Origin of the sequence: Pseudomonas putida NBRC 14164, from assembly GCF_000412675.1 — a bacterium.
In the GTDB taxonomy this organism is placed as follows: Bacteria; Pseudomonadota; Gammaproteobacteria; order Pseudomonadales; family Pseudomonadaceae; genus Aquipseudomonas; species Aquipseudomonas putida.
Genome location: NC_021505.1, coordinates 2,846,444 through 2,871,032, shown reverse-complemented (window position 1 = coordinate 2,871,032; position 24,589 = coordinate 2,846,444). Strand labels below are relative to the sequence as shown.

20 protein-coding genes are annotated in these 24,589 nt (G+C 62.0%); 6 read left to right on the top strand and 14 right to left on the bottom strand.

All coding sequences use genetic code 11. The features are described 5' to 3' along the window. Positions 1-7: 7 nt before the first annotated feature. Together PP4_RS12750 and PP4_RS12745 are read left to right on the top strand one after the other, a co-directional pair. Positions 8-1,303 (top strand): NAD(P)/FAD-dependent oxidoreductase, encoded by a 1,296-nt coding sequence (locus tag PP4_RS12750; protein WP_016499591.1) that lies wholly within the window; start codon positions 8-10, stop codon positions 1,301-1,303. 144 nt (positions 1,304-1,447) lie between these two features. Beyond that, positions 1,448-2,125, top strand: coding sequence for a DUF3313 domain-containing protein (locus tag PP4_RS12745; RefSeq protein WP_016499590.1), 678 nt, complete (start codon positions 1,448-1,450; stop codon positions 2,123-2,125). A 42-nt stretch (positions 2,126-2,167) separates the two neighbouring features. On the opposite strand, the gene PP4_RS12740 is transcribed toward PP4_RS12745, so the two are convergent. Then, positions 2,168-3,544, bottom strand: coding sequence for an L-serine ammonia-lyase (locus PP4_RS12740; RefSeq protein WP_041167710.1), 1,377 nt, complete (start codon positions 3,542-3,544; stop codon positions 2,168-2,170). Positions 3,545-3,690: 146 nt separating this feature from the next. Between PP4_RS12740 and PP4_RS12735 the strand changes: the two genes are divergently transcribed. Beyond that, complete coding sequence (locus PP4_RS12735; protein ID WP_016499588.1) at positions 3,691-4,632, top strand: LysR substrate-binding domain-containing protein; 942 nt, start codon at positions 3,691-3,693, stop codon at positions 4,630-4,632. 79 nt (positions 4,633-4,711) lie between these two features. Here the strand turns inward: PP4_RS12735 and PP4_RS12730 are convergent, their stop codons facing one another. The 11 genes from PP4_RS12730 to PP4_RS12680 all read right to left on the bottom strand — a co-directional run bounded on the left by PP4_RS12730 (position 4,712) and on the right by PP4_RS12680 (position 16,762). Next, positions 4,712-6,133 (bottom strand): undecaprenyl-phosphate glucose phosphotransferase, encoded by a 1,422-nt coding sequence (locus PP4_RS12730; protein WP_016499587.1) that lies wholly within the window; start codon positions 6,131-6,133, stop codon positions 4,712-4,714. Positions 6,134-6,289: 156 nt separating this feature from the next. Further along, positions 6,290-7,048: a WecB/TagA/CpsF family glycosyltransferase gene (locus PP4_RS12725; protein WP_016499586.1), complete on the bottom strand. Its 759-nt coding sequence runs from the start codon at positions 7,046-7,048 to the stop codon at positions 6,290-6,292. After that, positions 7,048-8,235 (bottom strand): glycosyltransferase family 2 protein, encoded by a 1,188-nt coding sequence (locus PP4_RS12720; RefSeq protein ID WP_016499585.1) that lies wholly within the window; start codon positions 8,233-8,235, stop codon positions 7,048-7,050. The genes PP4_RS12725 and PP4_RS12720 overlap by 1 nt, the downstream gene beginning before the upstream one ends. After that, positions 8,232-9,434: a glycosyltransferase gene (locus tag PP4_RS12715; RefSeq protein ID WP_016499584.1), complete on the bottom strand. Its 1,203-nt coding sequence runs from the start codon at positions 9,432-9,434 to the stop codon at positions 8,232-8,234. Before PP4_RS12715 ends, PP4_RS12720 begins: the two co-directional genes overlap by 4 nt. 49 nt (positions 9,435-9,483) lie before the next feature. Beyond that, on the bottom strand, positions 9,484-10,488 hold the full coding sequence (locus PP4_RS12710) for a VirK/YbjX family protein (protein ID WP_016499583.1): 1,005 nt from the start codon (positions 10,486-10,488) through the stop codon (positions 9,484-9,486). 9 nt (positions 10,489-10,497) lie between these two features. Then, entirely contained in the window at positions 10,498-11,475 is a 978-nt protein-coding gene (locus PP4_RS12705) for a glycosyltransferase family 2 protein (RefSeq protein WP_016499582.1), read from the bottom strand. 5 nt (positions 11,476-11,480) lie between these two features. Next, complete coding sequence (locus PP4_RS12700) at positions 11,481-12,005, bottom strand: serine O-acetyltransferase (protein ID WP_016499581.1); 525 nt, start codon at positions 12,003-12,005, stop codon at positions 11,481-11,483. Positions 12,006-12,013: 8 nt separating this feature from the next. Then, entirely contained in the window at positions 12,014-12,970 is a 957-nt protein-coding gene (locus PP4_RS12695; RefSeq protein WP_016499580.1) for a glycosyltransferase family 2 protein, read from the bottom strand. Continuing rightward, entirely contained in the window at positions 12,963-13,580 is a 618-nt protein-coding gene (locus PP4_RS12690; RefSeq protein WP_016487256.1) for an acyltransferase, read from the bottom strand. The genes PP4_RS12695 and PP4_RS12690 overlap by 8 nt, the downstream gene beginning before the upstream one ends. A gap of 102 nt (positions 13,581-13,682) precedes the next feature. Next, positions 13,683-15,149, bottom strand: coding sequence for an FAD-dependent oxidoreductase (locus tag PP4_RS12685; RefSeq protein ID WP_016499579.1), 1,467 nt, complete (start codon positions 15,147-15,149; stop codon positions 13,683-13,685). 236 nt (positions 15,150-15,385) lie between these two features. After that, positions 15,386-16,762 carry an oligosaccharide flippase family protein gene (locus PP4_RS12680; protein WP_016499578.1) on the bottom strand — a complete coding sequence of 459 codons (1,377 nt, stop codon included), beginning with the start codon at positions 16,760-16,762 and terminating at the stop codon, positions 15,386-15,388. Between the two features lie 95 nt (positions 16,763-16,857). Here PP4_RS12680 and PP4_RS12675 point away from each other — a divergent pair, with 95 nt between their 5' ends. The 3 genes from PP4_RS12675 (at position 16,858) to galE (ending at position 22,073) form a co-directional block, all read left to right on the top strand. After that, positions 16,858-18,384 (top strand): O-antigen ligase family protein, encoded by a 1,527-nt coding sequence (locus PP4_RS12675; protein ID WP_016499577.1) that lies wholly within the window; start codon positions 16,858-16,860, stop codon positions 18,382-18,384. A gap of 5 nt (positions 18,385-18,389) precedes the next feature. Next, positions 18,390-20,990, top strand: a complete 2,601-nt coding sequence (locus tag PP4_RS12670; protein WP_016499576.1) for a cellulase family glycosylhydrolase — start codon at positions 18,390-18,392, stop codon at positions 20,988-20,990. A gap of 105 nt (positions 20,991-21,095) precedes the next feature. Continuing rightward, a complete protein-coding gene (galE, locus tag PP4_RS12665; protein ID WP_016499575.1) occupies positions 21,096-22,073 on the top strand; it encodes a UDP-glucose 4-epimerase GalE in 978 nt (325 codons plus the stop codon). A gap of 129 nt (positions 22,074-22,202) precedes the next feature. On the opposite strand, the gene PP4_RS12660 is transcribed toward galE, so the two are convergent. Beyond that, positions 22,203-23,009 (bottom strand): CpsD/CapB family tyrosine-protein kinase, encoded by an 807-nt coding sequence (locus PP4_RS12660; RefSeq protein WP_016499574.1) that lies wholly within the window; start codon positions 23,007-23,009, stop codon positions 22,203-22,205. 11 nt (positions 23,010-23,020) lie between these two features. Beyond that, a complete protein-coding gene (locus tag PP4_RS12655) occupies positions 23,021-24,583 on the bottom strand; it encodes a GumC family protein (RefSeq protein ID WP_016499573.1) in 1,563 nt (520 codons plus the stop codon). Positions 24,584-24,589: the final 6 nt, after the last annotated feature.

Here is a 24,589-nt window from a genome sequence, read left to right as displayed (position 1 = left end):
AACGCCCATGTCTTTCGATTCCCAACACACTGCTTCGTACTACGCTGCCACGGCACGCAACGCGGCGCCCTACCCCAGCCTGGACGACGAACTGACGGCCGATGTGTGCGTGGTCGGCGGCGGGCTGACCGGCGTCAACACCGCCCTGGAACTGGCTGAGCGCGGCTTGTCGGTGGTGCTGCTGGAAGGCCGGCGCATCGGCTGGGGCGCCAGCGGGCGCAATGGCGGCCAGCTGATTCGCGGCATCGGCCATGACGTCAGCGGCTTTACCCGGCATGTCGGTCAGGACGGCGTGCGCTACCTGAAGCAGGCCGGCATCGATTCGGTGGCGCTGGTGGCCAGCCGCATTGCCCAGTACGGCATTGCCTGCGACCTGCGCTGGGGTTTCTGTGAACTGGCCAACACAGCCGAGCAGTTCGCCGCTTTCAAGGACGAGCAAGATGACCTGGCAACGCTTGGCTATCGCCCTGAAACCCGTCTGGTAGGCCCCGGGCAGTTGCACGAAATCGTCGCCAGCGACCAGTACGCCGGCGGCCTGATAGACATGGGCTCGGGCCACCTGCACCCACTGGATCTGGTCCAGGGCGAAGCCCGTGCCGCGCATAGCCTGGGCGTGCGCATCTTCGAACAAAGCCCCGTACTGCGAATCGAGCACGGCCCCCGCGTGACCCTGCACACGGCCCGTGGCAAGGTGCGGGCAGACAGCCTGGTGCTGGGCTGCAATGCCCACCTCGATGAGCTGGAACCGCGGCTGAGCGGCAAGGTGCTACCGGCCGGCAGTTACGTAGTCGCCACCGAACCCTTGCCCGAAGCACTGGCTGCGACCCTGATCCCGCAGAACATGGCGCTGTGCGACCAGAAGGTCGGCCTGGACTATTACCGCCTCACCGCAGACCGCCGCTTGCTGTTCGGCGGTGCCTGCCACTACTCCGGCCGCGATCCCAAGGACATCGCCGCCTACATGCGGCCCAAGGTGCTGAAGGTATTCCCGCAACTGGCCAACGTGCGCATCGACTACCAGTGGGGCGGCATGATCGGCATCACAGCCAACCGCTTCCCCCAGGTCGGGCGCCTGAGCCAGCACCCAAACGTCTATTACGCCCAGGGCTATTCCGGGCACGGGCTGAACGTGACGCACTGGACGGCGAAACTGCTGGCCGAAAGCATCGCAATGGGCCACAGCCAAGGCCTGGACGTTTTCAGCGCCGTGCCCCACCTGACGTTCCCTGGCGGCAAGGCCCTGCGTTCGCCGCTACTGGCAATGGGCATGCTGTGGTACCGGTTGCGCGAAGCGCTGGGTTGAGTTCACCGCAAACCACGCGGCGCCCGGGAGATCGGGCGCCGCCACTTTTTGCCTTTTCCACAGGGGATTGAACTCGCCCACTGGCCAACTGCGGCGCAGCTGCTAGCGTTGTTCTGGCCGACCTCTCATGGATACGCCTTCATCATGAAATCACTGCCTCGCATTACCCTGTTGTGCGCCGCACTGCTTGCCGTGGGCGCCTGCTCCAGCAATCGCGTGGACCCCAAGGATTACTCCGGCTTCCTCAAGGATTACAGCCGGTTGCAAGAAGCCAAGAGCCCGTCGGGTGCCCCGGTAATGCGCTGGATCGACCCCAAGGTCAACATCAACCAGTACAGCCAGGTGTTCATCGAGCCCAGCCAGTTCTACCCCAAACCGCAGCCCACCCCGGTCATCTCCGCGCAGACACTGGGGGAAATCACCCGCTACTTCAACGAAGCGCTGCGGCGTGAAATCGGTGGTGTCATGCCGCTGGCCAATGGGCCTGGCCCGGGCGTGATCGTGGTGCGGCCGGCGATCACGGCAGTGTCTACCAGCAACGAGGGCCTCAAACCCTATGAGGTGATCCCCATCGCGCTGATCGCCGCAGGAGTGAACACCGCCACGGGCGGCCGTGACCAGGACGTGGACGTGGCCGTGGAGGCGGCGTTCCTGGATGGTGCCAGCCAAAAAGTGCTGGCCCAGGTGGTACGCAAAGGCGCGGGTCAGGAGCTGGAGAACGACACCCAGAAGCTGACCTTGAATGACGTCAAGCCGGTGCTCGATGGCTGGGCCAAGGACATGCGGGCGAGCTTCATTGAAGCCAAGCAGAAAGCCCGCTAAGGGGCCGCTCCCACAAAAGACCGCATTGCCCGATGCGGTTTTTTAGCACTCGACAAAAGCAACTGCCAAGCCGCCGCGCGAGGTCTCTTTGTAGTTGGCATGCATGTCTGCCCCGGTATCACGCATGGTGCGGATCACCCGGTCGAGCGAAATGAAGTGCTCGCCATCGCCACGCAACGCCATCTGCACCGCGTTGATCGCCTTCACCGCAGCAATCGCATTGCGCTCGATACACGGCACCTGCACCAGGCCGCCAACCGGGTCGCACGTCAGCCCCAGGTTGTGTTCCAGGGCAATTTCGGCCGCGTTTTCCAGTTGTGGCGGCGTCGCCCCCAACACCTGGGCCAGGCCGGCGGCAGCCATCGAACAGGCCGAACCCACCTCGCCTTGGCAGCCTACCTCTGCCCCCGAGATCGACGCATTTTTCTTGCACAGGATGCCGACGGCCGCTGCCGCCAGCAGGAAGTCGACCACATCGGCATCGCAAACGGTCGGGTTGAACTTCATGTAGTAATGCAGCACTGCCGGGATAATGCCTGCGGCACCATTGGTGGGCGCGGTGACCATGCGCCCGCCGGCGGCATTCTCTTCATTCACCGCCAGGGCGAACAGGTTCACCCACTCCATGGCGCTGAGCGTCGAACCAATCACGTTGGGCTTGCCCAGTTCCTGCAAGCTGCGGTGCAGCCGGGCAGCGCGGCGCTTGACGTGCAGCCCGCCAGGCAAGATGCCTTCGTTGCGCAGCCCGTTATCCACGCACTCACGCATGGCCGCCCAGATGCGCAGCAAGCCTTCACGTATTTCCGCTTCCGGGCGCCAGGCCTGTTCGTTGGCCATCATCAGTTGCGCCACGCTCAAGCTGTGTGCTTTGCACAAGGCCAGTAACTGGGCAGCACTGTCGAACTCATAAGGCAGCACAACGTCATTGGCTTTGGCTGCAGGGGCATCAATTTCGGCCTGCTCGACGATAAAGCCGCCGCCAACCGAATAGTAGGTCTGCAGCAGCAGGCTGCTCTCCCCGTCCATGGCCTCCAGGCTCATGGCATTGGGGTGGTAAGGCAGGTTTTCGTCGAGCAGCAACATGTCCCGGCCATACTCGAAGGCCAGCGGGTGGCTGCCATCCAGCATCAGGCAATGCTCCTGCAACACTTGGCCAATGCGCGACTCGATGGTGGCCGGGTCGATGCGGTCCGGCCACTGGCCCATCAGGCCAAGCAGGCAGGCGCGATCGGTGGCGTGGCCAACCCCGGTGGCCGACAGCGAGCCATACAACCGCACTTCGACGCGCGTTACCCGCGCCAGCAGCCCCTGCTCACGCAGGACCTGGGCAAACATCGCCGCTGCTCGCATGGGCCCGACGGTGTGGGAACTGGACGGGCCGATGCCGATTTTGAAAAGGTCGAAAACACTGATAGCCATGCTAATGCCTGACCGTGCCCTGATATGAATCCACAGCACGGTTATCTGATGAAATTGAGCGGTAGTGCGATTTTGCGCGATACTGACGCGATGGCTCATGGATGACCAACGAAACTTTCTAAGCAAGCCTTTAGCAGGACTAAACAATGCGACGGCAACTCAATGGGCAGATGTTCGTCTGGCTGCATGTATTCGCCTGTGCAGCCCGGCATCTGTCCTTTACCCGATGTGCCGAAGAGCTGCACATCACCCCCGGCGCGGTCAGCCAGCAGATGCGCCAGCTGGAAGAACGCCTGGGTTACCGGCTGTTTCTGCGCCGGGCGCGCGGTGTGGAGTTGAGCGCCGAAGGGCAACGCCTGGCCCAGACGGTGGCCGAAGCCTACGGCAGTATCGAGGCTGAACTGTTGCGCCTGGACGCCGGTGAAATTCGCGGCACCTTGCGTGTGCGCTCCATTCCGTCGTTCCTGGCCAAATGGCTCACCCCGCGCCTGCCGCGCTTTCAGCAGCGATACCCGGACATCGAGCTGCGCCTGGTGGCCGAAGACAGCGCCCAGGCATTGACCCCGGGCGACTTCGACCTGGCTATCGACCTGAACGATGGCAGCTACCCTGGCATGCTTTCGACACCGCTGCTGGACGAACAGATCTTCCCGGTGTGCTCACCCACCTTGCTGCGGGGGCGCCCGCCACTGCATGGGCCGGCAGACCTGGTGCACTACCCGCTGCTGCATGACATCACAGCCTGGCGTGGCAGTTCGGAGTATGCAGAATGGGAGTTCTACCTGGAGGGGATTGGCGCCGCCGGCCTGAATGTGCGCCGTGGCCATACCTTCAACCGCAACCACCTGACCATCGAAGCTGCAATTGCCGGTATTGGTGTAGCGATCGCCCGACGGACACTGCTGAATGACGAACTGGAGCGCGGCGCGCTGATCGTGCCGTTTGGCGTGGCGATCGCCAACCACAAACGCTACGTGGTGCATTACCCGCCAGGCGGGTTGAATCAGCCGGGAGCGCGGGCGGTGCATGACTGGCTGGTGGAGGAAGCGCGGGGGTTCAGGGAATTGCATCCACTGAACAAGGTGTAGGAGCGGCCTTGTGCCGCGATGGGGTGCGAAGCGGCCCCGGCAAGGCCGCTCCGACAGGGGGCTTGCGAGCGTTCGATGATTAGTAAGCCTGCTTGCCGGTAAACGCATTGAGGGTGCGCACCAGAATCACAAAGTCCAGCCACAGCGACCAGTTGTTGATGTACTCGATGTCCGAGTCCACCCGCTGGATCATCTGCTCAATGTCCTTGGTCTCCCCCCTGAAGCCGCGCACTTGCGCCAGGCCAGTCATACCCGGCTTGATGTTGTGGCGGGCAAAGTAATCGACGATGTCCTGGGAATATAACGTGTCATGTTGCAACGCATGTGGCCGTGGCCCCACCAGTGACATCTCTCCGGTCAGCACATTGAATAACTGTGGCAGTTCATCGAGGCTGGTGCGGCGGATGAAAGCGCCAATTTTAGTCAATCGCGGATCATTCTTCTGCGCCTGTTTGACCACGCCATTGTCCGGCTGATGAACATGCATGCTTCTGAACTTCCAGATACGGAATGACTCGCCGGTCCAGCCCGTACGTTCCTGGCGGAAGAACACGGGCCCGCGGCTGGTGAATTTGATAGCCAGTGCAACGCCAATCAACACAGGCGATGCACACAGCAGTATCAATGCCGCCAGCACCCGGTCCTCGATATTCTTCAGGAACAAACTCATGCCCGTCAGCGGTGTTTCAGACAAAGTCAGCACAGGAATACCGGCAATTTCCCGCACGCTGTGGTTGATCAGGCGCAACGAGAAGATATCCGGCACCCAGTTCACGGCAATGCACTTGTCGAGCAACTTGAAGTACACGTCGTTGATAACCTCGGAGCCCCCCAGCGGTGTCACCAGGTACACGGTGCGAATGCCATACTGGGCAACGATTTCATCCAGATCTCCAATGTGGCCGAGCACGGGCAGGCGCTGCTTGCCCTCGCCACCTTCGTACGCCTGCTCGCCAGCCTTGTCGGTCAGCACACACCCCAGAACCCGTTCGCCAAACCAGGGGTTGTTGCTGATTTTCTGATAAAGGAAATTGGCCAGGTCGCCGTTGCCGATAATCAGGGCATTGTCCAGCCGCGCATGCGCGGTAAACCGTTTTTGCAGTTCACGAACCGCAAAGTGCAAGAACAACTGGGCAATGTAACCAATGATGAACAACTGCACGACCAACAACCGTGAGTACGTTTCACTCTGTTTAGTGAGAAAGGCCATGACCACAAGAAAACAGAATGTTGCCGACCACGCCTTGAACAGGCGGAAGGCCTTGATCGAAAGGCCGACGTTAGTGCGGTAGATTGCATAATGGTCGTAGATGACGGCCAGTGCGCCAATCAGCAACAGCAGCATGATTACATAATCAGAGGTAATGTAACCAAACTGGTCATAGATGAGATACCAGGCAATACCGATTACTGCAATGCCATCGAGCCCCGCCTGAATGGCGTTACTTACGCTGCTTCTTCTTTGGAGTAAGGAACGACTGCTTCTGGGTTCGAAAACCATTTCAGACCTCATCTATTTGAGCGTAGCAAGTGCCGTCCATCAAACATCAAGTCTTGAATACAGCTTATTCAACGCCAGTGAAGCAGGATCGTGCAGCCCCCAAGCCACTGCTTTCACTGTAGCAGCCACCCGCCATCAGCGCGGATTTTGGCCGATTCATACGGTGCCCCTGGCCGAATCGGCTGCCTTGCGGCACAGCAGGGTGCGCAGCAAGAACAATGGATTGCCTACCACATAACGCATGAACAAACGTTTCGGCTCACGCAACAGACGGTAGGCCCACTCGCCACCCACATGCCGTAACCACTGCGGGGCCCGGCTGACCTTGCCACCGAGGAAATCCAGAATCGCCCCGCCGCACACGATCAGGCACGGCCCGCCAACGGCTGCCAACCTGGCCGCCACCGCTTCCTGCTTGGGCATGCCCATCCCCAGCACGATCAGTTCCGGTTGCTGTTCCTTGGCCAACTGCAGGTAGGTGTCGATGCTGGCAAAGCCATCGTGGACCGATACCGGCACCACGCCAAACAAGGCTTCGCTGCGCTGCACCGCCTGGTTCAGGTACGGTTGCTGCGTGCCCCAGAACGCAACCCGCCGCCCGCGGTATGCCTCCATGAGGCTGGGTATGAAGTCGGTGCCATTCATGTTGAGCCCAGGCTCCAGCCCCAACCGGCGATAAAGGATCGCCATGCCAGAGCCGTCGCGCAACAGCACATCGGCCGCCGACAACGCCTGACAATACTCACCGTCGTGCACCACCAGGTTCATTGCATGGGCATTGACGAACCCCAGCACGGTTGCAGACTCCGGGGCGGCAAGCCGGTCGAGCAGGCACTGCGCCGCGCTGCTGTCAGGCACCACCTCAAGCGTGTCGATAATGCGCTTCCAGCGTTTCTGCCATTGCCACTGAGCCATCAGTCATCATCCCGTTTGGAGCGCACCCATTCGACCTGGCGCTTGATCAGGAACCCCAAATACAAGGGGATCTTCCTTGCGGCGTAAAAAGGCGCGTACAACAGCACGGAAAACGGGATCAGCTCACGGCAGAAGCGTGCCCACGCCAGCACAACGGCAAGGCCGAGCATGACCAGCGCAGCCAGTGCGATCCACGCAGGCGCCGCATGGCCTGACAGCAGGTAAGCCAGCCAGGTCACCAGGTTGAGCCCCAGCAGCGCCAGCACCAGTAGCGCCAGAGGTGGCACCAACAGGTCCAGGGTCATGGCCAGCAGGTTGCCGTTACGCTGGCGGATGGCGGCCAGCGCACGCTTGGGCGCATCGGCCAGCATCAAGCCCAGGTGGCCATGCTCCCAGCGGGTGCGCTGGCTGTTCATGCCTTGCTGGCTGGCAGGAAACTGGCTGGTGACCAATGCCTCGGGGCAAAACACCGGCGGCTTGCCCTGCTGGCACAGGTCCAGGCCCAGCTTCACATCTTCCACCAGGTGCCCATTGGCCAGGTTGATCAAGGCCAGGTCGTGCCAACCAAATGCCATGCCTGCCCCCATCAGCTGGCACGGTAGCCCCAGCCGCGCCCAGCCCCGCGGGCGTACCAGGTTCTTGACCCGCCAGGCAAACTCGGCCACCTGCACCTTCAACCCGCTACCGGCAGGCGCGCGCATCAGGTACAGCGCCTGCACCGGGCGTTGGGCCTGGTGATAACGGCGTGCCAGGCAGTCAATCGCGCCCTCGGCTACCTGGCAGTCGGCATCCACCACAATCACCACCTCGGGCGGCTGCAGGGCCAGGTGTCGTACGCCGAAGTCCAGGGCATAGCCTTTGCCACGCAGCACCGTATCAAACCGCTCTACCACCTCGGCGCCGGCCTCGCGGGCAAGCCGCGCCGTGTCGTCCGTGCAGTTGTCGGCCACCACCAGCAAGCGGTCGCCTGGCAGCAACTGCGGGGTTACGCTCGCCAGCGTTGCACGAATGATCGCAGCCTCATCATGGGCCGGTACCAACACTGCCACCCGCGGACGCACGCTGACGCCCAACGGCCGCGATCGCGGCGGCAGGCAAGCCAGCAGCATCTGCAGGAAGAAAACGGACACAGGCACAAGGGCGATGACCGCCAGCAGGCCCAGTAACCAACTCAATACACTCATCATGCGGATGCCTTGAAGTAGCCGGCCAGCTTGGCCGCCTCGGTGTCGATGTCATGCCGTTGCAGCACGCGCTGGTAAGCCGCCTCGCCCATGCGCTGCAGCACTTCGGCGGGTTGCGCAAGGCACTCGCCCATGGCCTGGGCCAGTTCGTCCACGGCGCCAGCGGGGAACAGCCAGCCGTTCTCGCCCTGGCGCACCAGCTCCGGGATACCGGCCACATAGGTAGTCAGCACCGGCCGGCGCAAGGCCATGGCTTCCATGATCACCACCGGCAGGCCCTCGGCGAAGCTCGGCAATACCAGCGCGCGGGCGGCGAGTATTTCCTCGCGCACCTGTGCACTGCTGATCCAGCCGGTGATGCGTACTTGCTGCTGCAAGCCATGCCGGGCAATCAAGGCCTCGACCTGCTGGCGCATCTCACCGTCACCCGCCAGCACCAGTTCGAAGGCGATCGACTGCGCCGCAAGCTGGCCCGCCGCCTCAAGCAACAACAGTTGGCCTTTCTGTTCACAGAGCCGCCCGACGCACACCAGCCGCGGCACTGCCGGCACACCGACTGGCGCCACCTCATGAAACCCTCGCTCCAGGCCGCAATGCACCACTTTCACCTTGGCCCAATGCTCGTGCGCCACCCAACGAAACAGCTGGCTGCGCCCGTAAGAACTTACCGCGGCAACAAAGGCGGCACGCCGCACCTTCTCGCCCATGTGCAGGAACTGTGGTTTGTCGAATTCTTCCGGCCCATGCACGGTAAAGCTGTAGGCCGGACCGCCCAGCAAGTTGGCCAGCATCACTACCTCGGTAGAGTTGGTGCCAAAATGGGCATGCACGTGTTTGGCCTCCCCGGCCTGCAGCCATTGCAACACCTGGCAGGCCTCGGCCAGGTACACCAGGTGGTAGGGCCACGCGCGGTCGGCGCGCAGGCCAAGGCGCATGGCCACCCGCAATGCCTGGAAAAAACGCCGCGGTTGCGCACGCAGCACCTGCAACGTTGGCGTCAGCAACCCCTTGACGCCGCCTTGCAACACATACCGGGTCCTGGCCCGTTCGCTCGTGTCCTCGGCGTCCTGCAACTCGGCGTCCCACCCCCGCAGGGCAATGCGTTGTACCTCTATGCCCTGGCGCTCCAGCGCCAGTATCTCGCGGCGGATGAAACTGTGGCTGACCTTCGGGTACTGATTGATGAAGTAAGCGATGCGCATACGAATCCAGATCCAAACCCGCTTGATGACCCACCTCCCCTGCCAACCTTCACTTCAGGCTGTCGACTACGGGCGGTCGGTCCACTGCCGATGCACTCACAGCAAATGCATCCCCCTGTTTTCCTTGTAGTCCAAGGTTGTGACTGCTGCTTGGCAATGCGGCCTGCAAGCGTGAGAAAACATCGTCGAGCATCGCTTGGCGGCGGCGGTACATCGCCCGTTTCTTCGCTGGAATGTCGGCTTCTGCCCGCTGCGCCTGGGCAAGCGGAAGGCTGAAGAAATCCGCAAAATTCGATGCACTGGCACCGTGTTCATGCCAGATGACGTCATAGTTGGCGGCAAGGTCCTGGCCCTTGTCGCTGCCAAAATACGCATGCCGATGGTGCCGGCAGTCATCGCTGACCGCGTACAGGTGCGTGACACCCAGCGCCCGGGCCAGGCACTTCAGCGCTTCGAGCACCAGGCTGCGCGGGCGCAGGCCTTCGAAGTCCTTGGTCAGGTCGCGGTAGATAGCCAATGAGGTTTCGCTGTCGATGCCTTTGTGAATGCCCTGCACGGCCCCGATGAACAGGCACAGTTCGCCCTGGCTGCGGCACAGGGTGAACGCCAGTGAAGCCACGCGCAGGTCGCCCTGGAACAGGTTCAGCACCAACTCGCCTTCGCGTTTGAACCAGATCGGCCGGTCCAGCACCAGGCGGCAGCCCGGCGAATGGCTGGCCAGATCGCACAGCGTCAGGCTTTCGTCCCGCCCCAGCAGCAACAGCGCCGGAAACTCGCCGGCCAGCACTTCATAGTGCGAAGCGACCACCGCCAGGCGCTGCGGGGCTTCCCAGCATTTGCTGAGGTAAGGCCACTGCACCACACCGATGCAGTCCACACCCAGCCGCCGCACGCCTTGCTCGCCGAGTGCCGCCGTGATGCGCTGCATGAAACCATTCAACTCAGGCCATTGCCTGGCAATCTGCAGCATCAATTTGTACTTGTTGTTCAACGCCCGCAACGAGTAGCCCGGTTGCAAGGTAAACACGCTTGTCACGAGGGTGCCGAGCATCATGGTCATCTCTCATTTGTACTCGATCAACGCTGATTTGCCGGCCGCGAAGCGGTGGCGCAAGAACTTCAGCTGGCCGAGCATTTCCGGGAATTTGCCCAACACCAGGAATACCGCCTGCAGCCAGTTTTCGCGCGCCGACTTGCCACCGCGGCGAGCCAGGCGCACGACCTGCAACGGGTAAATCAATAGCAACAGCAAGCCCCAGCCACCCAGCAGCAGGCAGGCCAGCACGATCACCAAGGGTATGCCCAGGCCCCATAGCCAGGCCCGACGTGACTCGCGCAACCAGTGCTGCTCGGGCGGCTGGCCATGCAGGTAGGCCCCTTCGGCATAGGCGTGGCCGGCACGCAGGCTGCGCCGCCACCACTGGCTGAACCGGGTCATGGCAGCGTCGTGCAAGGTCATTTCGGCGGCCAGGCGCCAGACCTTCCAGCCCTTGGCGCGCAAGCGTACGCACAGTTCAGGCTCCTCACCGGCAATCAGCTCGGAGCGAAAACCACCGACGGCGGCAAAAGCGTCTGCCCGCATCAGCGCATCGCCACCGCATGCCTTGGCTTCACCGATGGGGGTGTCCCATTCCAGGTCGCAGAGCAGGTTGTACACCGACCGCTCCGGGAAGCGCTCCCGTCGGCGACCACACACCACCGCCACCTCGGGGTGCTGGTCGAGAAACACCTGCGCCGTGGCCAGCCAGTGGGCATCCACCTCGCAATCGCCATCGACAAACTGCACCAGTTGCATCGAAGGCAGCAGCCGCTGCAAGGCGCTGAAGCCTTCGTTGCGCGCGCGCGCGGCGGTAAACGGGATGGCCATGTCCAGCGCCAACACCTCCACCCCGAGGCTGCGGGCCAGTTGCAGCGAGCCGTCGGTGGAGCCCGAGTCGACATACATGACCTTGCCCGCACCGTTTACCAGCGAACGCAGGCAGCGCTCCAGGCGCGGGCCCTCGTTGCGGCCAATGACCACCACACCGGTTACTGCCGCCATGGGCCTCACTCGGCGGCGGCCGTGGCGGCTGGCTGCCTGGCCTTGATGGTGGCTGGCACCCCTACTGCCAGGCAATTGTCCGGAACATCCACCAGCACCACGGCATTGGCGCCGATGATCACGTTGTTGCCAATGCGGATGCTGCCCAGCACCTTGGCCCCGGTGCCGATATCGACATTGTTGCCGAACACCGGGGCAATCGGTTCATCGACGTTCTTCAAGCCCACCACCACACCGTTGCGGATGCGGCAGTCATCGCCAAACCGGGCATAGCCACTGACGACGATGCCACCAAAATGGTCGATGACGAAGTTGCGGCCGATCACCACTTCGCACGGCAGTTCGATACCCGTGATGATCTGCACGAACTTGAACAGCACCTTGTAGACCAGCGAGAAGAGTTTGCGCAGCAGTGCCGGGCGCACGGTGTAGCGCCAGCGGCCAAAGCGGTACACCAGCAGTACCCAAAAGCCCTGCGCGCCCCAATCTCCGCCATGGGCGCGCAGGTCGGCACGAATATTCTCGAACATGGCTTTACCTACCTTGTCGGTTGGCTGGCGTACCGGGTCTTGAACAACAGTGACCAGGTCGCCCGGCAATGACGCCAGCAGGCCTGAATCGCGCCCCAGCCGCGTCGCTTCAACAGCGCCTTGAGTGCCAGCACCAGGTCACCCAGGGTGACCAGCACCATGTGCAGGGCAAGGCCCGCCACCCCGTGATGCTTGCGGAAATACAACAGCTCGCTTTCGATCTGGTAGGACGAGATCTGCCGGCTGGCCGCCTCCAGCTCTGCCACCGACTTGGAGCTTTCGCCCCCGATGTGCACCACGGTGGTATGCGGGTAGAACACGACTTTCCAGCCCGCTTCCTTCACCCGCTTGCAGTGGTCCACCTCTTCGTAATAAAGAAAATAACGCGGGTCGAACAGGCCCACCTTGTCCAGCACTTCGCGGCGCACCAGATAGAAGCAACCCGGTAACCAGTCACACTCGCGCACCGAGGCGTGGTCCCAGGTCATTTCATCGACCATCTTCAGCCCCGGGAAAAACCGCCCCAGCCCGGTACGCCCGACAAAGACGTTGAGCGGCGTTGGGAAGTAGCGGCAGCTGGGCTGCAGATCACCGTCGCGGCCTTCCAGGCGCACCCCTAGCACGCCGCACTCCGGGTGAGCGTCCATGTAGTCGAGGGTTTTTTGCAGGGAGTCGGCGGCAACGAAGGCATCGGTATTGAGCAGCAAGGCGTACTTGCCCTTCAGGTGCGCCAGCAACTGGTTATTGGCCCGCCCGAAGCCCACGTTCTGCTTGTTACTCAGCAGCAGTGCCTCGGGGCACACCTGGGCCATGCGCTGCACCGAGTCATCGCGCGATGCGTTGTCTACTACCAGGTAACTGGCCAGCCGCTCGCTGTCGGCCCGGCGCAGCGCATCGAACATCGGCTGCAGCAGCCCGGCGGTATTGAAGTTGACCACCATGACATCCACAGGTTTGCTAGCCATTGTTGCCGTCCCCGAAGAAGTACTGGCGCCTTTGCGCCATCAACAGCGGTTCAACTTCCGGGTCGTAAGCGCCGTTGCGCTGTTTTACCAGTTCGATCCACGGGTAACTTTCGCAACGCGCCTCGACCCGTTTGATCAACTGTTCGGTGGTGCAGATGAACTGCGCCGGGTTGCCGCCAAACACGGTGCCTGGTGGCACGTCCTTGGTCACCACCGCGCCTGCGGCCACGATCGATTCCGGGCCGATGGTCACGCGGGGCATGATGATCGCGCCATGGCCGATGAAGCAGTTGTCCTTGATATCGATGAAACCGACCGAATCCAGGTGCTTGCCAAAGCGATGTTCGATCAGCAATACCACCCCGTCATGACCGATCAGCGTGCAGTCGGACAAGCCCACGCTGTTACCAATGCGAACCAGCGAAGGGTCGAGAAACTTGCAGCCGGTATTGACGAAGAAGTTGCTGCCGACAGAGTGGAAGTTCCCCCATCGGGCGAGGTAGGCACCCCATTCAAGACCAGAAGGGTTGCAGAACCTCCTGTAGAACTTGCCCCCTCGCCCGGTTGCATGGGCGTAGTGCGCCACTGCCTTGCGTATCCATCCCTTCATACTGCCTGGCCTCGCGATCTGAACAATCTGGAGTGTCCTGAGGCGTTCCGGTCTCGTTCTTCTAGGTGCTGACCGCAGCGCTCAACCCATGTACAACCTGCATCATGCAGCGGCGCCGCTAGCCGCTCTCATCCTGGTGTCGAGGTGGTCGGCCAGCCGCACGGCAAACTGCAACAACGGCATGGTCGGGTTGGAAGCGCCGCCCTTGGCGAAGATACTGCTGCCGGCGACATACAGGTTCTCGGTACCGAACACCTTGCAATTGGCATCCACAACACCGAACTGCGGCGAAGATGCCATGCGCGTGGTACCCATGTGGTGGGCATGCGGCGCCATCTTCAGCGGTATCGAGGTGTCGTAGACGAAATCGTTGAGCTTGACGAAGCCCAGGTCCATTTCAGCGAACTGCTTGGCCAGTTCGCTGCCAATGCACTTGATGGTATGTCGGTCATCAGCACTCAGCGCCCAGTTGACATTGACCTTGGCCACCCCCAGTGCGTCCTGCTCGTCCAGCAGCGAAATGCGGCTGTGCAGGTTGGGGAACTGCTCGATCATGGTGCTGATCACGCCGTCACCGGGGCAGCTGAACTTGGCGACGAAGGCGATCTTGCTGGCAACCCCCATGTCGCAGGCCAGGTTCTCGAGAAAATGCTTGACCTCGGCGGTGCGGCCATAAGTCTGCACATCGGCCAGCAGCGCGGCGGTGACATTGCCTTTACCGGCCTTGTACTCCTCGACAAAAGCATCGGTGGTGTAATACTGGCGCGGCTCCGGGTCCTGGCCGGACTTGAGGATGAACGTGCCCAGGTCGATGTTCAGGTGCTCCATGAAACAGCCACCGACCAGCCCTTCCTTGCTCACCACGCCTGCCGCCACCAGCGTCTGGCTGTTAAGCAACTGCCGGGCGTTCTCGATGGCACCCGTAGCCAGAATGAAGTGCCTTGCCACCAGGCGCTGACGATTGCGTTCATAGTCGGATAGAACCACCGCAGCCAGATGGCCGGAGCCTTTATCGAACTCCAGGTCTACGCAATTGCAGTTGATGAACACGTCCAGGCCTTTGGTCTGCTCCATTGCCGTGGCGTACTTTTGCGCAAAACGTGTCGGGGTGCTGAGCAGAAAGCGGTCTGCCTCGAAGTCACCGCCATCCAGGCCGGTATTCATCGCACGAAAATCCGAGCCGGCTGGCAGGTCGACGATGTCCATGGCCGCCGGCAAGTAGCCTTCGATCTCCGAATAGGGAATCGGCCAACCGGGCAAGTCACCTGGCGGGGCGACGGTAAAATCCGACGGGGTGAAAGGCCGGCAACGGCCGGCCCAGTGGTTGGAGGTGCCCCCCAGGTAACGCAGGCGGGTCTCCTCGGCATACAGCTCCAGGCCCGTGGATGCGCAGGCGTACAAGCCTTGCGAGTGCGGCGCATACTCGCGTCCACCGCCTTCGGCGAGTAATACGTTCCAGCCGGCGGCGGCCAGGCGCAAGCCCAGGGTAATACCCGCCGGGCCGGCACCGATGATGCAGAAATCGTAGTTGTCGCGCAGCGTTTTGTGCTGCTGAAAGTCCTTGATCATGCTGGCTGGTTCCGCAGGTAACGGGACGGCAATACCCAACCGTTGATTATCACGAACCCGGGCGGTTCGACAGGTTTGCCAGCCACGGACGCCGAGGCGCCGAACACCGCCCCACCCACACCGAGCAAGACACAACTCTGGAGAAAGCCTCTACGGCCCAACTGCGCAGTACAAAAAATGAGCTTCCCCATGATCACGTGACCTGTACCCATGAAAGTTACACCCAGCACGCCGCTTTACAGCCAGTCGAAAAAGGCCGTCAGCAGCGCCCCGCACAGAGCCCCGACCAGCAGCATCGGCAGCACTACCAGCTCACGTTTCAGGCTGAACATGCCCAGTTTGCAGTTCACATACACAACCAGCACCAGAGTTGGCACGGCATGCAGGGCAACCCCCCAGATCGCCCACTCCACACCACCAATCGCCAGCAATAGCGGCAGCAGCCCCCATAGCGAGACCAGGCGGATGATGTTGTCCATGGCCTGATACTTGGTCAGGCCCAAGGCAATCCACACCTGATGAGCCAATGTATAGCGCATTACGATGAACGACAGCGAAAGAATTGCCAGCATAGGGCCAGCTTCACGGTAGCGATCATCGTACATCCAGCCAATCAGCAGAGGGCTGGCGGTCAGGAAACCACCGCAGATGAACAGCACCAGCAGGTCGACCAGCAGGCGGAAGCGGTGATACAGCGCTGTCAGGCGCTCCTTGTCATCGGCCCTTGCCGCTTCACTGAAGGCAGGAAGCGCCACGGCACCGACAATTTTCATCAACGCTGTCTGCACCGCGCCAAGAATCAGCACGGCAATCGAATACACCCCCAGTTGCGCCGCCGACATGCTGGCGCCAAACCAGATGCGGTCACCGTACATGGCCAGCACGCCAACCATCGATGACAACAGGATCCAGCGGCCAAACACGATCAACTCGGTCAGCGCCGTACGGTCCCAGCGCAGGTGGTTGTTCGGCCCCTCCAGGGCGGTATGCCCCAGCACGGTCCAGGCTACCGCCGAAACCAGGCCAGAGATCACCAGGGCCCAGATCGAATGGGTCAGCAAGCCCAGCACCAGCATCACCACCAGGCCGGCCACCTGCGAGGCCAGGTCGACCAGCACCACGCGCTTTTGTTGGAAAGTTCTTACAGCCACATCTATCTTGGTGGACTGGAATCCCCAGATGGCTGCCGACAGGCCAGTTACCGCCAGCACCATCGGTAGCACCGGGGCAGCATAGGTGGAATCCGCAGGCCATAGTTCCGCCAGTTGGGCCAACCAGGCGCCCACCGCCAGCAGCAGGGTGAGGGCAAACAGCAGGAAGCCGCGAATGATCTGCACGGTCCAGGCGGTGTTGAGGAAATCCGGGTCGTCACCCCGGTGACTCTGGATGATGTTCTGGCGCAGGCCGACATCGGAAAGCAGATGCAGGAGTACCGAAACGGTGGTGGCGATAACCATCACCCCGAACATTTCCGGCAGCAGCAAGCGGGCCATGATCAGATTGCCGCCCAGGCGCATCACCTGAGAAGCCACCTGCGAGACCAGGTTCCACGACCCGGCCCTCAAGGCCCGGTTGCGCAGGCTCGCAGCGGCTGACACATCAATCGACGGCATGACTTCAATCTCTGACTGATTGGCTAAAAGTCACTATAGTTTCAATTAGCCACGATGCTAGCCGTTGCCCACCGAGGGAAAGGTGTACATAGCCGATGCCTGAACATTTTCGTGCGTTGATCGTCATCCTGTTTTTGGCGAGCGTGGTCTTCCTGATGGCGCGGCGACCCGCCACCGACCTTATTCCGCTCAGCGACTACAAGCGCCGGCGCAATCTCTGGTTCCTGCTGACAGTGCTGGCCTTTGCCTCGCACAGCTTCTGGCTGTACCTGGGTGCAGGCGCGGTCATCCTGTTGCTTGCAGGGCGTCGCGAGCACAACCCCATGGCGCTGTTCTACATGCTGCTGTTCCTGATTCCGCCGGCATCGGTGCAGGTGCCCGGGTTTGGCGTGGTCAACTACCTGGTCGACCTCAACCATATCCGCCTGCTCACCCTGTGCGTGCTGCTGCCGGCCGCGCTGCAGCTGCGCCGGCAAGCGGACACGTTGCGCTTCGGCCGTACCTGGGCGGACAGGCTGCTGGCGGCCGGGCTGCTGCTGATGAGCGTTTTGTATCTGCGCGAAACCACCCTCACCGACACCCTGCGCCAGGCGCTGTACCTGTATGTCGACGTATTCCTGCCGTACTACGTGGCCAGCCGTGGCCTGCGCCATATCAGCGATTTCAAGGATACCTTGCTGGCCTTCGTGCTCACCGCCTTCGTCATGGCGTTGATCGCCGTGGCCGAGTATGTGCGTCACTGGTTGCTGTACAGCGCCCTGATCGATGCAATGGGGGTGCCGTGGAGCATGTCCGGCTACCTCAGTCGCGGCGGCGCGCTGCGGGCCAGCGTCACCACCGGCCAGGCGATTGCCCTGGGTTATGTGATGAGTGTGGCCATCGGTCTGTTCCTGTTCGTCCAGGGGTATGTGCAACGCCCGCTGCACAGAGCCATGGGCGCCCTGCTGCTGGCCGCCGGGCTGTTCGCGCCGTTGTCACGTGGGCCGTGGATCGGCGTCGTGGTCATCGTGGTGGTGTTCATTGCCATGGGCAAAGGCGCAATCAGGCGCCTGGCGCTGCTAGGCGCGGCTGGCATGCTGGCGCTGCCCTTGCTGACCGTCGTACCGGGCGGTGACAAGGTGCTGGACCTCTTGCCGTACATCGGCAACATCGAAAAAGAGAACATCACCTACCGCGAGCGGCTGATGGACAACTCCTGGATCGTCATCCAGCGCAACCCGCTGTTCGGCTCGTTCGACTTCCGCAACACCCCGGAAATGCAGTCGATGATCCAGGGCGAAGGCATCATCGACATCGTAAACACCTACATCAACCTGGCGCTGCGGGTGGGGCTGGTCGGGCTCGGCCTGTTCGTTGCGTTCTTTGCTGTGGTGTTGAGGGGTATCCGCAGGGCCATGCTCACTTTCCCCGACAAGGATGACGAACGACGACAGCTGGGGCGAGTGCTGCTGGCAACACTCATCGGCATTCTGGTGATCATTTTCACCGTCAGCAGCATCACCTTCATACCGGTGGTGTACTGGTCAATCGCGGGGCTTGGCGTGGCGTACATCCAGATGGTCCGCCGGCTGGACGACAGCCCGGCTAGCGAGCTGGCCGAAACCGGCCTTCAACCCAGGTAATGTCCATGAACGTGCTTACCCTGCGTCACCTTGTGCAGGCTTCGGCCATGGCTGGCCTGGCTTTGCTGCCGTTGGCCGGCTGGGCTTCGCAGTGGCAGGTCAGTGTCGATGAGCAGAATGGCCTGCCTACTGTGACATACGGCGGCGGGCCGGTGATGAAAGCCAAGTTCGACTTCTGGGCGGCCAACTGGAGCTGGACCGGCTTTTACACCGATTTCAAGGTCAATGGCCCCTACCAGTACACGCTGCTGGGCAAGAACAAGGAACTGGACTTCGACCTGAAGGCGGATATCCGCAAGGAACAGGCACAAACCCTGAGCTGGGCCTTCGACCTTACCGCCCACAGCCGCCAGGCCGGGGTGATGGGCGGCGGCATGGTGTTCCAGTTCGACCCGGCGCAAATCGCCGGCGACATGGGCGCCCCGCAACTGCTGCCCGACAATCGCGGCTGGTCATGGGGCAAGGCGGACCAGGGCCGACGCGTCGAGATGCGCTTCGATCCGCCACTGGCCAAGGTCTATTTCGAGCGCGGCAACCCGTCCGAGCTGCGTGCGTTCCTCTACAAAGACCCGATCAACGCCGGCCGACAGCAGCTGAAGGCGGTGCTCAACGTTACCGGCGACATCGAGCTGGGGCCCACCCCCACCGAGCGTTTCGGCCTCGCCGACCCCGCCAGCTGGCCCGATGACCAGCTGGACTGGCGCACCTCGCCGGTGGACCTGTCCTTCCTCAACGCCGCGGAAAAGCCCGCCGGCAAGCGCGGTTTCGTCAAGGCGGTCGGCGAACAGCTGATGTTTGCAGACAACACCCCGGTGCGCTTCTGGGGCACCAACCTGTCTGCCTATTCGCTGTTCAAGAGCCCGGACGAGGAAATCCGCCAACAGGCCAAGCGCCTGTCGGCACTGGGCTTCAACCTGGTGCGCCTGCACCACCACGATTCGCCGTGGGTCAGCCCGAACGTGTTTGGCGACGGCACCCTGGTGCGCGATACCCAGCAGCTCAGCGCCGAATCGCTGCGCAAGCTCGACCTGTGGATCAAGGCACTCAAGGACGAAGGCATCTACATCTGGCTGGACATGCATGTGCAACGTGCGTTGACCGCCAACGACAACATTGAAGACTTCGATGAACTGCCCGAAAAGGAGGGCCGCGCAGACCTGAAGGGTTACGCCTACATGAACGACAGCATCCAGAACGCGATGAAACGCTTCGCCGAGCAGTATCTGACCCATGTGAACGAATACACCGGCCTGGCCTACAAGGACGACCCGGCCATCGCCGCCGTGTTGATCACCAACGAAAACGACCTCACCCAGCACTACGGTAACGCTCTGATGCCGGACAAGGACGTACCGCGCCATAGCGAGCGCTACATGGCGGCAGCCAAAGCCTTCGCCAGGCAGCATGACCTGCCCGCCGACCTTACCTGGCGTGCCTGGGAGCATGGCCCGTCGAAGCTGTTCCTCAACGACCTGGAGCAACGCTTCAACGCCGACATGATCGCCCACCTGCGTGGCCTGGGCGTCAAAGTGCCGATTGCCACGACCAGCACCTGGGGCGGCAACGGCCTGAGCGCACTGCCGGCGCTGACCGCAGGCGATGTAGTCGATGCCCACAGCTACGGCGCCATTGGCCAACTGGAGAAAAACCCGTTGACCAGCGACGGCATGATCGACTGGATCGCCGCCGCCCAGGTGGTCGGCAAACCGCTCACCGTCACCGAGTGGAACGCCGAGCCGTTCCCGCTGCCCGACCGCCACTCGTTGCCGCTGTATATAGCCGGCACCGCCAGCCACCAGGGCTGGGACGCCATGATGCAGTACGCCTATAGCCAACAGGGGTTCAACCCGGGCTGGCGCACGGCGGACAACTGGCACGCGTACAACGACCCGGCGATGATCGCCACCCTGCCCGCAGCCGCCCTGCTCTATCGCCGTGCGGACGTCAAGCCGGCAACGACCCGCTACGTGTTCGCGCCGACGCCCGCCACCCTCTACAACCAGGAGATCACCCCGCGCAATTCGGTACTGCTGCGCACGGCCATGGAAAAGGGCCAGTTGCAGATTGCCCTGCCGCCGACACCGGAACTGCCCTGGCTGAAACCCGCTGCCATCCCGTCTGGCGCGCAAGTGTTGCAGGACCCGGGGCAATCGCTGCTGCCCGCCGATGCAAAGGAGTCGGTGACCGACACCGGCGAGCTCAAGCGCGACTGGCAACAAGGCATCTATACCATCGACACGCCACTGACCCAGGCCGCCACCGGCTGGCTGGGTGGTCGCTCGATCAGCCTGGGGGCCGTCCAGGTACAGACGAAAACACCTTACGCCAGCGTCGCGGTACAGAGCCTGGACGGCAAACCCTTGGGCCAGTCGCGTGAGCTGCTGCTGTCGCTGGGCACGCGTGCCATGCCCAAGGCCGATGACAAGACGCCGTTCAACGTGGAACCGCTTCAAGGCACTTTGACAATCAAGGCACCCGCCGGTCTGAAACTGTTCGCCCGCGATGCACAGGCACAATTGAAGGCATTGCCGGTGGCCTACAAGGATGGGCAGTACAGCATTACGTTCGACGGCAACTACATGTCCAACTGGCTGTTCTTGAAATAGGGCATAGGGCCATCTACGCTCAGGTCACCTGTAGCTGATCATCCCACCTGCACGTTTCAGGGACGGTTCACTGCGTCTGTAAACAGCAGATTCCAGGAGGTGCGGATGAAATTTCTGGTAGTGGGTGGTGCAGGCTACATTGGCTCACACATGGTCAAGCACCTGCTCGGTGCCGGCCATGAGGTGGTGGTGGCGGACCTGGTTTCGCCTGGCCCCGGCATCCAGTGGGCCAAGCTCGACATTGCCGACGAAGCTGCCCTGGATGTGCTGTTCGGCGTCTGCCACTTCGATGCGGTGTTCCACTTTGCCTCTTTCATCCAGGTGGGCGAGTCGGTCAGCGCACCCGGCAAGTACTACCAGAACAACGTCGCCGCCACCCTCGCCTTACTGCAGGCCATGGTGAATGCCGGCATCAAGCACTTGGTGTTTTCTTCCAGTGCCGCCGTTTACGGTAACCCGCAGTACGTACCAATCGATGAAGCGCATGCCAAAGGGCCGATCAACCCTTATGGGCTGAGCAAATGGATGGTCGAGCAGATTCTCGAGGACTTTGACCGGGCTTATGGCTTGAAGTCTGTATGCCTGCGTTACTTCAATGCCGCCGGTGCCGACCCCGATGGCCAGCTGGGGGAACGCCACGAACCGGAAACCCACCTGATCCCGCTGATCCTGCAGGCCGCTTCAGGCCGCCGCGAGGCGGTGACGGTGTTTGGCCGGGATTACGATACGCCGGATGGCACCTGTATCCGCGACTACGTGCATGTGGCCGACCTGGCGGCCGCGCATGCGTTGGCGGTGGATTATCTGTTGGCGGGGGGCGAGCGTACTGCATTCAACCTGGGCAATGGCCAGGGCTTTTCGGTGCAGCAGGTGATCGATACAGCCAGGGCGGTGACGGGGCGGCAGATCAATGCCCTTGACGCGCCACGCCGCGCTGGCGACCCTCCACGGCTGGTGGCGGATGCGAGCAAGGCGCTGCAGGTGCTGGGCTGGCGGCCGGAGTTTGCTTCGCTGGAGCAGATTGTGCGGCATGCGTGGCAGTGGGAGTTGCAGTATCCCTGGGTTACGCGCCAGCAGACCTGAGATTCCGAAGGCGCTGCGCCTTCTGGGAGCAGCAGCTGTCTTGCTCAGACTCTGCAAGCTTGCGCAATCACTGTGGGAGCGGGCACGCCCGCTCCCACAGGGGCCATGATCCACGGACAAGCCAATGAATCAGTAGTAGGTTCGCGGCTGCTCGTCAGCCTTGTTCAGCACCGTCCCGACCAGGTTCACCGTGGCCAGGTGGTGCAGGCAGTCCTCGATTTCCTTCTTGTTGTTCATTCCGTTGGCCACCACCAGCAGTACACAATCGAACTTGGGTATCACGGTGATCGCATCGTCAGAGCTGAGCAGTGGCGGCAAATCGAAAATGCAGATGCGCGAGTCGTAGCGGTTGCGTAAATCACTGATCAGGTTGTTCACCTTGGGCGACGACAGCATCTCGGTCGACATCGGCACCGGTACACGTGTCGGCAACACCACAAAGCGCGGCAACGTCGGGTTGACCAGGCATTCCTGCAACTCGGCCTTGTCCGTCAGGTACTCGTTCAGCGCCTGCTCCATGGGCAGGCCAAGGGTACTGCCGACTTTGGGCCGGCGCAGGTCAAAGTCCACCAGCAACGCAGTCTTGGTCGTGTGGTGAGCAATACTCATGGCCAGATTGATCGCCAGCACCGTCTTGCCCGCCTCAGGCGTTGGCGAGGTGATCGCCAGCGTACGCCAGCCGTTCTCCTCCATGGCCCTGAGCACCTGCGTGCGCAGCAGGTCGATCGGCCCGTTCATGTTGGAGTTCTTGTTGTACGCCACGATGCGGTGGCGCTCCAGATGGTCCGCCCGCAGCGGCACCACTTTGGTGTTCACATAATCGAACTGGCCTGGCACTTCCGCCAGCGCGGTTCCGGGGGCGGGTGACAATGCCTGGGGGGTGCCCGGGGTAACCTGGTGAAGATTATTGCCAACAGACGGCTTGGTCCTGTCCATCACTGCTTTCCCTATGCAAACCGAGATATGACTTTGAACAACAGCACATCCAGTGGCATGTAAAAGACGTGCACCAGCACTACCATGATAGCCGCCAACGCCAGTGCCGCCAGGATCAGCCAGTTACGCCAGCGTTTGCGCCTGGCCACATCGGCCCGGGTATCGATGTAGGGGATTGCCACCAGCACCCGTTTGCCCAGCAGGTTTTCCAGAGCACCGACGCCGCGCACGCGCTGGTTGAGCATTTCCAGCAGCATCACCAAGGCGCCGCCGCCTGCCGGTGCCAGCACCAGGCCCAACGCAGCGATCTTCTTGCGATTAGGCTTGATCGGTTTTTCAGGCATCAGCGGTGGCTCCAGCAGCACAAAGCGCTCGGCCTTGTTCTCCTGCTCCAGGCTTTCGGTAATCTTCGCGCCCATTTCCTTGGCGCGGATTTCTTCATACTTCTTGCGCGCGTTATCGTGGTCACGCATCAAGGTCACCAGGCCACGCTCGACTTGCGGCGCCTCGAGGATTTCGGCCTCGTAGCCCTCCATCTTTCTGGTCAGCTCGCGCTTCTGATCGGCCAGCGAGCTGATACGTTCCTGGGCCGCGCTCATCTTGGCGCGAACGCGCGCCACGTCGAGGCTGACTGTGGACGTGGTGGCCGTGCGCCCGCCGCTGGCTTCGAGCGCCTGGATCTTGCGCTTGACCGCCACCACATCCGGGTGGGCATCCTTGTAGCGGGTCAGCAACCGGGCGTATTCGGCCTTCAGGCTTGGCAGGTCCTGGGGCTGGTCGGCACTGGCTGGCTTGCTGCCTTCGGTAGTCTTGGTGGCCAGGCCGGCATTGGCCGCCGACAGCTCAAGCTCCAGGTAGCGCAGTTCTTCCTGGGCGGCCTTGTAGTCACGGTCGACTTCGCGGAACTCCAGCTCCGAGCGCGAGAGCATGTTCATGCGCAGGGTCTGGTGCTCTGGCAAGGCATTGGCGTGGGCCTGTTTGAAGTCGGCCAGCTGATTCTCCAGGCTGGCCAGTTCGGCACCCAGCTTGTTGGCCTCCTGGGTAAGAAACTCGGTGGTTTCGTTGGCCCGCTCGGTGCGCTGCTTGAGGTTTTCGTTGAGAAACAGGGTGACCAGTTCATCGGCCACTTCCTTGGCGACTTCCGCCTGCTTGTGTTCGAAGGACACATTGAACGCAACCGTCGCCTCGCCTCGCCCGCGCACGAACGTGGTAAGGGTTTCGACCACGATGGCATTGCGCATCTGGTCGATCTTGTCGGACTCGCTCAAGCGCTTGTCGGCGAACAGGTTGTACTTGTCGATAATGCGCAGCAGGTTCTCGCGGGTCATCACCCGCTGGCGAATCACCTCGATGCGCTCATCGGCAAAGCTGGTGGTGTTGGTCGACACCAGCTCGGGCGAAATCTGCTGTGACTCCACAAGGATGGTGCCGGTCGACTGGTAGAGCGGCGGCACCATCAACGCGACCGCCACGGTCGCGGCAAGAATGACTACGGCACTCACCCCTAACACCAGGGCCCTGTCCTTGATAATGGCGATGTAATCTCTGATGGAGAGTTCGTAGTCAGACTTCATGGGGCC